This window comes from Acidovorax sp. HMWF018 (assembly GCF_003061035.1).
Classification (GTDB): Bacteria; Pseudomonadota; Gammaproteobacteria; order Burkholderiales; family Burkholderiaceae_C; genus Acidovorax; species Acidovorax delafieldii.
The window spans coordinates 1-10,465 of sequence record NZ_QAIM01000235.1 but is presented as its reverse complement, the minus strand read 5'-3'; the positions used below and the strand labels follow the sequence as shown (position 1 = coordinate 10,465).

Annotated in this window: 13 protein-coding genes; 8 read left to right on the top strand and 5 right to left on the bottom strand. The window is 57.2% G+C overall.

The genetic code is table 11. The features are described 5' to 3' along the window. From DBR23_RS08390 to DBR23_RS08360, 6 genes are all read left to right on the top strand, one after another. On the top strand, positions 1 to 540 hold a 540-nt coding region (locus tag DBR23_RS08390), incomplete at its 5' end, for a tyrosine-type recombinase/integrase (protein ID WP_146191286.1). Between the two features lie 31 nt (positions 541 to 571). Then, the gene (locus DBR23_RS29240) at positions 572 to 1,087 is read left to right on the top strand and encodes a hypothetical protein (protein ID WP_146191285.1); all 516 of its coding nucleotides are present in this window, start codon (positions 572 to 574) and stop codon (positions 1,085 to 1,087) included. 83 nt (positions 1,088 to 1,170) lie between these two features. Next, the gene (locus DBR23_RS08375; protein WP_108497925.1) at positions 1,171 to 1,443 is read left to right on the top strand and encodes an AlpA family transcriptional regulator; all 273 of its coding nucleotides are present in this window, start codon (positions 1,171 to 1,173) and stop codon (positions 1,441 to 1,443) included. Between the two features lie 144 nt (positions 1,444 to 1,587). Further along, a complete protein-coding gene (locus DBR23_RS08370; RefSeq protein WP_108497924.1) occupies positions 1,588 to 2,130 on the top strand; it encodes a hypothetical protein in 543 nt (180 codons plus the stop codon). Next, positions 2,081 to 3,157, top strand: coding sequence for an AAA family ATPase (locus DBR23_RS08365; RefSeq protein WP_146191284.1), 1,077 nt, complete (start codon positions 2,081 to 2,083; stop codon positions 3,155 to 3,157). Before DBR23_RS08370 ends, DBR23_RS08365 begins: the two co-directional genes overlap by 50 nt. 175 nt (positions 3,158 to 3,332) lie before the next feature. Next, entirely contained in the window at positions 3,333 to 4,484 is a 1,152-nt protein-coding gene (locus tag DBR23_RS08360) for a phage/plasmid replication protein, II/X family (protein WP_108497923.1), read from the top strand. 168 nt (positions 4,485 to 4,652) lie between these two features. Here DBR23_RS08360 and DBR23_RS08355 read toward each other — a convergent pair whose 3' ends face one another. Both DBR23_RS08355 and DBR23_RS08350 read right to left on the bottom strand, forming a co-directional pair. After that, positions 4,653 to 5,831, bottom strand: a complete 1,179-nt coding sequence (locus DBR23_RS08355) for a serine hydrolase (RefSeq protein WP_108497922.1) — start codon at positions 5,829 to 5,831, stop codon at positions 4,653 to 4,655. Further along, complete coding sequence (locus tag DBR23_RS08350) at positions 5,828 to 6,877, bottom strand: dienelactone hydrolase family protein (protein WP_108497921.1); 1,050 nt, start codon at positions 6,875 to 6,877, stop codon at positions 5,828 to 5,830. Before DBR23_RS08350 ends, DBR23_RS08355 begins: the two co-directional genes overlap by 4 nt. A 105-nt stretch (positions 6,878 to 6,982) precedes the next feature. Here DBR23_RS08350 and DBR23_RS08345 point away from each other — a divergent pair, with 105 nt between their 5' ends. Next, complete coding sequence (locus tag DBR23_RS08345; RefSeq protein ID WP_108497920.1) at positions 6,983 to 7,348, top strand: helix-turn-helix domain-containing protein; 366 nt, start codon at positions 6,983 to 6,985, stop codon at positions 7,346 to 7,348. A 19-nt stretch (positions 7,349 to 7,367) separates the two neighbouring features. Here DBR23_RS08345 and DBR23_RS08340 read toward each other — a convergent pair whose 3' ends face one another. From DBR23_RS08340 to DBR23_RS08330, 3 genes are all read right to left on the bottom strand, one after another. Further along, positions 7,368 to 8,105: a hypothetical protein gene (locus DBR23_RS08340; RefSeq protein ID WP_233250341.1), complete on the bottom strand. Its 738-nt coding sequence runs from the start codon at positions 8,103 to 8,105 to the stop codon at positions 7,368 to 7,370. A 1-nt stretch (position 8,106) separates the two neighbouring features. Next, a complete protein-coding gene (locus DBR23_RS08335; protein ID WP_233250340.1) occupies positions 8,107 to 8,496 on the bottom strand; it encodes a type I restriction endonuclease subunit M in 390 nt (129 codons plus the stop codon). Positions 8,497 to 8,638: 142 nt separating this feature from the next. After that, on the bottom strand, positions 8,639 to 9,409 hold the full coding sequence (locus tag DBR23_RS08330; RefSeq protein WP_146191283.1) for a hypothetical protein: 771 nt from the start codon (positions 9,407 to 9,409) through the stop codon (positions 8,639 to 8,641). Positions 9,410 to 10,197: 788 nt separating this feature from the next. Here DBR23_RS08330 and dcm point away from each other — a divergent pair. Beyond that, a partial coding sequence (dcm, locus tag DBR23_RS08325) for a DNA (cytosine-5-)-methyltransferase (RefSeq protein WP_146191282.1) occupies positions 10,198 to 10,465 on the top strand: 268 nt, incomplete at its 3' end.

Below are 10,465 nucleotides of genomic sequence, written 5' to 3'. Positions count from 1 at the left end.
GTTGTCTTGATCTGCGGCCATTGCCAAGGTCTGCTGCTTCATCTGCGGATAACGTTTGACCCCTCTCAATGGTGGACCTTAATCAGCGTTGCCCTAGATGCACGCTGCTGGACCATCCCAAAAGAGCGGATGAAAGCAGGACGTGAGCACACGGTTCCGCTGTCAGATGCGGCAGTGCGAGTCCTTCAAGCGGCCGCGAAGCTCAGAAATTCCGATGCACAGCCTTCCGGCTTGATCTTCAAGAACCTCCAAGGTCACGCGCTGAGCGACATGACCTTCACGCAGTTGCTGCGGCGGATGGGCTATGACTTCACCGTGCACGGTTTCCGCGCAAGCTTTCGGACCTGGGGGGCGGACATTGCGCACTACGAGCACGAAATGCTCGAAGTGGCCCTTTCCCATGTAGTCGGCGACGCCACAGTCCGGGCCTACCACCGATCCGATATGGTTGAAAAGCGGCGCAAGCTGATGGACGAGTGGGCAGCATATCTGGCACAAACCGTCGAGGAAGGCGAGAACAAAAGTGAAGAGAAAGCCTAAGCCAACTCTAGACGGGCAAGATCATCGGCGCATGGCCGAGTCGGCGGACAGTGCCCTCGCTGAACGCACCTTCGTGCTTCCAACCGATTTTTCTGACTATCTCGTTCGCTTTCGTACGATAGCCAGCGCTCGACCAACAATCTTGAAGCTTCTGGAAAACGAGGGCGCCGCAAACGAGTTGTGGAGCCTCTGTGACACCGGAGAGATTGAAGACCTCCTTGCTCATCTGCGACTGCATCCTCCGTCAGCAGAACTCATTGCAATGGTGATGCTCACCGGAAAATCGAAGCTCCTGCACCACAGTCAGACAAGCAAAGGTGGGAGGGTCAAAGCCAGCGGGTACGACTATCTCAAAGCTCAGGCTCGACAAGCGTGGCACACAGACACGAGCAAGAGATCGGCGTCCGCGTTCGCGGATCATTGGTTGGACAAGAAGATCGCTGAAAACACAGTGCTTGAACGCGAGGGGAAGTCCCCTGAAAAACTGCCCGAGGCGGGGACCGTACGAAAGTGGCTGGCTGGCGTCGCAAAAGAAACCAGCAAATAGTTGGCATTCAGCTAAGCAGAGCACTTTCCGGATTGAGGGGGGAAATTCATCATCGGGGTTCAATTTCTCGCAAAGGAGCGTAAATGAACCCAGACATTGGCAGCGTGATTTTTGGCCCGACTGCAGCTAAAGCCAGACATAAAAACCGCCGCATCCACCGCAAGGCAGCGGTATGCGAAATGCTCGACATTAGCCCCGGCACCCTCGACAACATGGTTGCCGAGAATCTCTTTGTCAAACCCATCAAGATCGGCGCTCGCTGTGTGGGCTTCGTAGCTGACGAGGTTGAAGCTTGGCTTGAGCAGCGCATCGCCGAGCGCGATGCCAAGACCGAGCAACGCAAGGCGCTGCAGTAGCGCGGCGCAATCTACTAGCGCTCTTCGCAGGCCGATCATGTCCTCGTCCCGGTGATCGTCCCTGCTCACCGCCTTTTAGGCAGCACACCTCCCTCACTTTTTACTGAAATTGTCTCAGCTTCGGCTGGTGGCAAAGGACTATTCATGCCCATTTCTTCTGTATCCCCTCAAGCCCAGGTCTTGGAAACGCAGCAGGCGGCCGTGGCCACAGATGCCGAACTCTCTGACGGAACGGTTGCCGATCTCCTGGAACAGGTTGACCTTCAAGCGCTGATTGCAGACAAGACCTTGTCAATTCATAAGCGCTCGAAGCTCTCAATCGACCAGCCTGAGTTCCTCCTCTACATCCAAATCTTCGATCTCGCACACGTCTACATCACAGCCGAAGCGAAGGCTGCACTGAGCCGCTGCTATCTCACGCCAGCGTTCCTTCTGGACAAGTTTGGTGCTCAGTATTCCGAGACCATCCTTTCCACGTGCACGCGCGGCAAGTTGAAGGGCGCGACGTACCTGAACGCACAGGCAAACACGTACCGCCACGTCACCGACAACGACCAAGAGATCGTAGTCACCGGCACTTGCGGTAAGCGCGAGGGCAAGATCACCCGCGAGGTCCATATCACCTGCAGCCCGCGCGTTGCTCAGCCCGCACTGGCGGTTTCTCACGAAGCAACACCATCGCTGTAAATACCGAGCACATCTCAATTTTCACGGCTGCGGCTGCAGCCGTGTCTTCCAACCAATCATGAAAACTACCTCTCAATCAGCGAAGGTGGCGCGCCCCCGCACGCCAATGCCGGAGCCAAGCGACGACGGGCTGTTTCGCCCTCGCAGCGAAATGCATTTGATCTCAGCCGCCGAGTTCATTCACCTCGAAGTACCACGCCGCAAGAACCACTGGGGCCGTCTCATCCAATCCAACCAGACCGGCATGCTGTTTGGCCCGCGCGGTCGCGGCAAGACCTGGGTGGCGTTGAGCCTCGCCATCTGCATCAGTGCCTGCATCACTTTTCTGGGCCGCAAAGCGCGTCGTGCACGCCGCGTCATCTACCTCGATGGCGAGATGGACCTCTTCACCCTGCGCCAACGCATCTTGTCTCTGTGCCTCTGCTTCAATGTGGACCCTCCCGACAACTTGAAGCTCTTTACTCCCGAAGCCTTCACCGATCTGCTGCCGTCGATCAACACGCCCGAAGGCCAGCGCGCCATCGACGCAATGATCGGCACGGACTGGGACGTGATCTTCATCGACAACTACTCCGCTTGGAGCGGTGACGGCCGCGAAACCGCTGAAGCCTGGGCGCCCATGATGCGCTGGATGCTCGGCCACAAACGCGCTGGCCGCACGGTGATCGTGATCCACCACACCGGCAAGACGGGCAAGCAGCGTGGCAGCAGCAGCCATGAGGATGCCCTGGACTGGTCGGTGGCCCTCAAGCCGGTGGACGACGTTGCCGGTGATGGAGCCCTGCGCTTCAACCTGGTCTGGGAGAAGTCCCGCCACCTGGCAAACACTGAGGTCCAGCCCATCGCGGCGACGCTTAGTCAAGGTGAACAGGGTGAACTGACATGGCACCACAAGATGGGCATGCATCAAGACCCGCGCATCGACAAAGCCCAGGCGATGAAGGCTAAAGGCATGTCTCAGGTCGCCATTGCCAAGGAACTGGGCATTGACCGAACCACCGTCGGTCGCTGGCTGAATCCGAAGTGATGCACACGTGCATCCACTAGCGAATGCACCGTTGCACACCCCTGCGCGGCCATATCTGCGCAGCCGCGCACGGTGCCGCTCGCTAAGTAGAGCTATGGAGATCACTATCACTATTGGATAGGTGGTCTGTACTACTCGGTAATGAAGAACTGCAGACCATCATGCACACATCACCATGATCGACTTCATCAACATAACCATCGACGGTGACGACTTTCCAAAAATTGGCAAATCTGTCACTACTCTTCAGCCCAGTGGAGCCGAAACACACTCGCTCACCGAAGTCAAAGTACGCTCCGCCAGTGGCGCCCCAGATTTCACTGCAGAGGTGGAGACCCGTGGGGAACAGCCGCGCATGCGTTTCAGCGGATCACCGGCTAAGTGGATTCAGGGCCACAACGGCATGGGCTCCAACGACTTCCAAGCTGTGGTCAAAGCATCGGTCTTACTGGTGTTTCAGACTTTGGGAATCGACTGCCCGGCATCTGTTTTTGCAGCACTTTCGAGCGGTGAATACGACGTTCACGAGGTCCATGTTGCTGAGCACTATCGACTCCCGCGAGGCTTAATTCCGAAGCTCTGCGACAACATCCGTCGTCATGCAGATTCTTCGCTAAAAGCTGTGCCCATGGAGAAAGGCATCGGCATCCGTTTGTGGCCTGATTCACGCGACCTCAGCGTGGCGATTTACGACAAATACAACTACTTTTTGGATCGCCTCTGTCGGCATAAATTCGCGCTGATGGGCAACATGCCAGCCGACTTCCAACGCATCGGAATCGGCATGGATTTCGACCAGATGATGGGAGAGTACCTTGCCCACGTTGTGCGCATCGAGACCCGTCACAAGCGCAGCCTGAACAGCAAGATTTGCCCGCTCAACCGGGGCTCGCTCTGGCTGCCGGGCTCGGCCCGTGAACTGCACATCAACGCGGTTCAAAAGATACCTCTGCAAGACATACCGCCCCTCGACCAGCGTGAACTGCTTTTGGAGGATGCGAGCCCCGAGCATCGAGCTCTTATCGCGCTCTGGCTCGACGGTCGCGACCCTATGAAGTTCTGCGCCAGCGTGGCAACCTACTACCGTCGCCGCAAGAAAATTCTCGCCCTGTACGGCATTGACCTGTCTGTGCGCCCTTTGGCCGAAGACACGATCAAATGGTCCGATCTCACCAACCCAGCGTCGATAGTCGAGCCACCTCAGTGGGCCGTGGAAAACGGCTTTATGTATGACCCCGTGGCGCGCAGTGCGTGGGCGGTCAAAACTCAGAATGAGGCAGCTTGGCTCCGCCCTGCACCTCAGCATCGTGTGTTCAAGAGCTACTGACGAAGGGAGGCACTGCAGGCAATTTCAATCATGGTCGCAGTGCCGTTCCGGTGGACCCTGGCAGTTGAACCTCTGTGCTGTTACTGGTGCTCGTTACCACCGCTTCAGTCACCGGAATTGCTGCATAACTTTATCTTGCCGAAGCTCAGTACCATTGCTCTTGGTATTTCAGTGAGCCGCTTTTCCCCAGTCTCGCGCCAACTCATAAACCTCCGGTATCCACGCCTCTCTGCTGGAGAACACCACCACTATCCGGTCGTTACCGTAGTTCCAGCCGATGCGCTGACCACCCCAACCAGTGGCCCATGCGGTGCCCGGTGCCGTCGTGTTTTCCGTCCACATCAGGTAGCCGTAGCCGCCGAACATCCGGCCGTGTTTGCGCGCCGCAGGGTTGCGGTCGTTGCCTATCTGCTTGGCCATCGCAGCCTTCACGAATTCGCCAAAGCAGTCCGACTTCTTTGACGATTCTTTAACCCAGACAGCGAAGCGCATCCAGTCCTCCATGCGCAGCCGCATGCCGGAGTCTCCCAGTCCGTTCTTGGCACGGTCCTGTGAGTACAGCCCCGGATGTGCGGCGCCCATCGGGTTGAGCACCTGCTCTTGAATCCACTGGCTTAGCGGCATGCCGGTTGCGCGGCTGACCATGAGGCCGAGCGTCATGGGGTCGGTGGATTTGTACGCGAATGCCTCCCCGGGCTTGTATTCCGAGAATGCGCCGCGCGCAGCCTTGGCAATGCGATCCGTCGCAATCAACTCTGCAAGGTTCAGCAGGCCCTGGTTCCAGTCCTTGGTCTGCTCTGGCGTCCAGATGGTGCTGTCGCCGTTTTGCTCTGACGCACCCGATGCCATGCGCAGCAGATCGTGCACCGTGGCATTGCCCAGCGCTTTGCCCTGCAGTTCCGGCAGCACGTCACCGGTCTTGGACTGCAGTGTGAGCTTGCCCGCACAGATGGCTTGCCCCACCGCCATGGCCGTGACCGTCTTGCCCATGGACATGCCGAAGAACAGGGATTCGGAGTCGGCCGGGGCGTTGAACGCGGAATACACGATGGTGTTGCCGTCCATCAGCGCAAAGGCCTTGGCGGGTCGTTGGCCGACGAGGGCGCGAGCGCGATCCACGAGGGGCTTTTCTCCAACCGATGGCGCGCGGGTGTTGAGCGTGCTGAGATTCGGGCTGGGCTGCGTGATCTGGAACCAGCGCGGGCCGGTCTTGGCCAGCAGCCATTCGTCGGGCGCTGCGGCGCCGCCATCAGCCACCGGCGTGACTTGCGCTATGGCCTGAGCGCAGAAAACTAGGGCCGCAGCCGCCATCAACCGCAGGGAGTTTTTGGCTACGCGCTTCCTCATTGGATACCTTTCAGAAACTCCAGCGTGTCCCGCACCGCCTCGGCTTGGATCGCTTTCGCGTCACCCCCGCCGCGCGATCCCGGCACCATCGCTTGGCACTCGTTGACAGCCAGCCCGAACTCCGCGCCAGTCGCCATAGACCGCTTTTTCTTGAAGTCGTACACGTTGTTGCCCAGGCCGCTACCGGCCTTCATGGTCATATACAACTCCATGTCGCAGTTCTTGGCGCTAGTGGTGCGCGGATTGACGCGATACGTGAAGTTCAAAGTGTCGAAGGCATGGCGCGCGCCCTTGAACTCCTTGTAGCGGATGTTGTTGCCCTTAGCGATCAGTTCGTCATACCAGCGGCGGCACACTGCCACGTCCTGGGCTTCTTCCAACTCACGGTCGGCCAGCAAAACCAAAATGGGCGCAGTCGCTTTTTCGCGGTCATCAGAGCGGTAACGGATATTGCAGTTACCGGGATAGAACACCACATGCCCCGCGAACTTCACCGTGCTGGTGTTGACTGGGTCTGACCACGTGGGCCAAGCCGTATCAAACGCAGCGCTACCGCCCCGTGAAAAGCCGATATTGAAGATGCGCGCCGCATCAATCTGTGGATGGGTCACCAGCATCCGCAATGCGTTCATGGTGTCGGCCACGTGGGCGGGGTACGGGACCAGCTCTTGGTTGGAATTGGTCTCCAGCACGCCCCGAGGCTTGTAGCTGTCGGCGATCAGCACAGCATAGCCTGCGGCATTCAACTCCTTGGCCCACACGTCATAGAGATTACTCTCGACACCGCCGCTTCCGTGGCTGAGCACCACGGCAGGCACTTTGGCGTCTTTGGCAATGTCCTTGGGCGTCAGCAATTCAGCAGGGATCGTCGCAACAGTGGTTCCAGCAAGCAGTTGCCTTGCGTAGAGATGCCGGTTTGGAGGTGTTATGGACTCGTACTCAAAACGGCCCGTCTGACCATTGCTGAGGTCTTTCAATGGCGCTGCGAAGGCCTGTGTCGAGACAGCGGCAAGCGCGGCTACTAAAAATGTCGATCTCCACTTCATCGCCCTCACTCCACTCAATTTTGTGTTTTAAACGACTCAAATCGTATCGCATTGTGTTGTATACGACGTGTCATCTGTGTGCACATTGGATGACTCTCTCGGGCCATGAAAGCCAGGGAGCCCGCCAAGGAAAAGCAGCTATCGCCGCGTGTGGTGCAGTTGCCCACGGCAGTGACGCTCGCGCTTGGCAAGAACCTGCACAAGTACCGAATCGCTGCGCAGAAATCGCAAGAGGATTTGGCTCACGAGGCTGAAGTTGAGCGGTCGCGCATCTCCAAGCTGGAGAACGGCAGAATTAACCCCTCCCTATTGACGCTTGCGACCCTCAGCCACTGTCTCGGCGTCACCCTTGAGCAACTCTTTGCGGGCGTCACTGCAACGCTGCCGCCAGCCTCTGAGACCGGGGAAATGCGTCGCGCAAACCAGGCATATCCCGAGAAGCCAGCTCCCGCGAAGAAGCGAGGGAAGTAGAAGCAGGGGTCTACTCATCTCATCGCTTGAGACGCACACGTACAGCGGCAAGCAACCGAACCGCCTCGGGTTGCCAAGACTCTGATTCGTGCATCCAAATGATCAGCTTCTGCTTGGGCTCTTTGTGCCATGCAGCCCTGGCTCGGCGGCTACCGGGACCGGCGTCTGGCAGTCGCAGCCGCGCATTGAACGCGTGGAAACCCGGCTCCGTTGCACCACTATCCAAGAGTAGGATGCGCTGCGGAAAGTGGCGTTGACCGAACACCAAACCCTCCACACCTACCGCGAGAGCCCAGTGCTTGGTGCGGTGATGCTTCACAGAGGCAAATGCAATGGCAACCAGATCGCCTTGCATGAGCCATTTGACGGCGGGGGCATCTACATCGTGCTCAATGCAGTAGCGAGCGGTGAGTTCGAGTGGCAGTCCGAGGCGATTTACTTCATCCGTCCAATCTTTTGGGTTGATTCCGGTGAAGTAGTACGGGGACATTGCGGTCCAAACTGCGGCTGCCACACCATGCTTACGCCGCGACATGTCGTGCAGCGCCGAGGCCTTTGCAAGTCCAAGGGTGACCAACAGCATCGCGAGCATGTGGGTCCCGCAAGATGCGTCCAATACCGACTGCTGCATGAATACCGGCACCGGCTCTTCGCGCTTCTGTTGAACGGTGAGCGCATGGCCGGTCTGCAGCGCCGCATGGATGCGCTGAAACGTGTAAGACGGCTCAGCGCGCTTGGATGAGACGGCTTTGGGCATATCAATACTCATCCGGACGAAGTAGCGTAGTGACGCTGCGGTCGGCTTCGGTGATGATCCAGAGCGTTGGCAGTGACGAACGCTCGTCTCTGGGCGTTGCAGCCAGTCGCTCCGCATCGACAAGCCGATAGCAACTCAGAATCCGCAAACGGCGGGCGACTGCGAAGCCGTTTTCTGAACGGTCTTCGTCGCACAGATCGCCCCAATCGCCATGCACATGACGGCTAACCAGGGCTACCGCGCTGAAGCCAGTTTCTTGCAGCAGTTCCAAAGCGCCTGGCGTGGCGACGATTTGGCCCAGTGGAAACTTGGCGCTGCTGGAGTAAACGATGGTGGCGATGGTAGGTGAAGATGACGCCAGACTTGATGTGAATTCGGGTGTAGTGGTCATGGGAGGCTCCATAGGTAGGGAAAAAACAAAACGGTGAATGCAAACGGGCGTGCGTAGTCCTCCGCAAACAGGTACCGGATAGAAAACGCGGATGAGAGAAATCAGTGCGGCTGCAGGACAACAGCCGGAGAGAGACAGGGCCTCAGCGAGAGGGCGTCAACGAAACTTGCGCTTGGCAGAGCGCGATAAGCAGATCAGAGTCCGAGGCGTATGGCTGCTCGATCCAGTCTGCAAATTGCTCTGTGGCCAACAGCCAGCCACTGACCACGGATGGCATCGCAGTATCGGTGTCACCGCCATGCAACAAGCCCAAGGTGTGCAACCGGCGGGATTCCACGGCATCTTGAACCGCACCCACAGGCATGTCGGCCAACAGCGCCAGTACCTCACAGCCATGCAGTTCGTCGCGCAAAGGAACTACTGGCAAGATCGCGCTACCAAAGCACCGGACACAGTAGGACCAAAGCAGCCACTGGAACTCGAATGCAGTGAAGTCGAGCAGCCGTGCTAACCCCTCGAGATTTGTGCCAACGCGTGACAGCGCGGGCAGTGGTGATGGCTTCAACGCAGCCATCCGAGCGGCAAGGATTACCGGGTCTGTCGGGATCGAAAAATGGACGGGTCTGCCGGCCCTATTAATCAACAAAAAATCCGGCAATACGCCATCGAAAATTGGCTGGTTTTCATATTCAAGTTCGCGCCAGCACATCTGCTCGATAGCGCGACTTTCCCGAATCAAGTCTTGACCATGCAATAAGCGGGGCAGAGCCATCCCGATGCGATGTAGCAGGTGCCCCACGTGATGGTGGCGGAAGGCTGCATTTCCTGTGCCATAGGCTGCTCTTTTGTGACCGCACGGGTCAAGTCTGGTGGCATCCCCTTCCGCGCTGCCTGAGATCGGGTCCTGGATCATATGTTGCTCCGGATTGAAGCGCACTAGTTTTTCTATTCGGTGCCCACCTCAATTCATATTCTCGAGACCCAAATCAGGTTCGTTGTCGACCGCTAATCCGTGGATCGGATCATGGCAGAATACAAAACTGGTGCAGCGAGGTGATCTAAATTCAACTGAGCAGAAAGTTCAGGCCCTTGGCAGCCATACTCAAAATATTCTAACTCTTCAAAGATTTGTTCAAAACGCACTAAAACTATTATAAAGCGGTGAAAAGATCATATTTTTACAAAAAAGTTCGCGCACGTCACTCAATTATATATCATATTTGATATGATAACCAAAATTGTGACCATTGCGAAAGACGATATTTTAATAGAAATATGTTTTTCTGAATTTCGACCTCACATTTGGCCACACCAATGTTTGAACGCCGCCCATGCAGCGGGTCTCGCCAGCCCTTGTTCTGCTGCCGAGCCGCCTTCTATGGCTCCTAGATAGTCGTACGCGATCCGCGTTGGTGTCGTGTAAGTGTGTTTAACGAGGATCCAGTCGTGTTCAAATGTAGCCTCGTTCTACCGCTTTTCGGCGGCTTGGGCAGAGCGGAGGGGCTTGTCCTTGTTCAATACGCCACCACCGGATAAATCCCACAATGCGGGAAGACGGTTGCCATAGGCGTTGAATTACTGTATAAAAAACCAGATCCGTGGGGTAAATTGACGCGCGACCAACATGTTCTTCGTTGGTGCGGTGTACCGCGTTAGCTATAAGACGCTTGCTACAAAAAAAACATGACAGACACAACGAAGATGCAAACCTTTCGCTTCATCGACCTGTTCGCAGGCCTTGGCGGCTTCCACCTTGCGCTTGACCGCCTGGGCGGCCGGTGTGTCTTAGCTGCCGAATGGAAGGAGCACCTTCGGGACCTCTACGAGGAAAACTTCAAACTGCGTCCGGAGGGCGACATAACCCTTGTCAATCCGCAGGACGTCCCAGACCACGACGTACTGACGGCTGGCTTCCCCTGCCAGCCGTTCTCTAAGGCAGGTGAGCAACTCGGCTTCGAATGCACCGAGC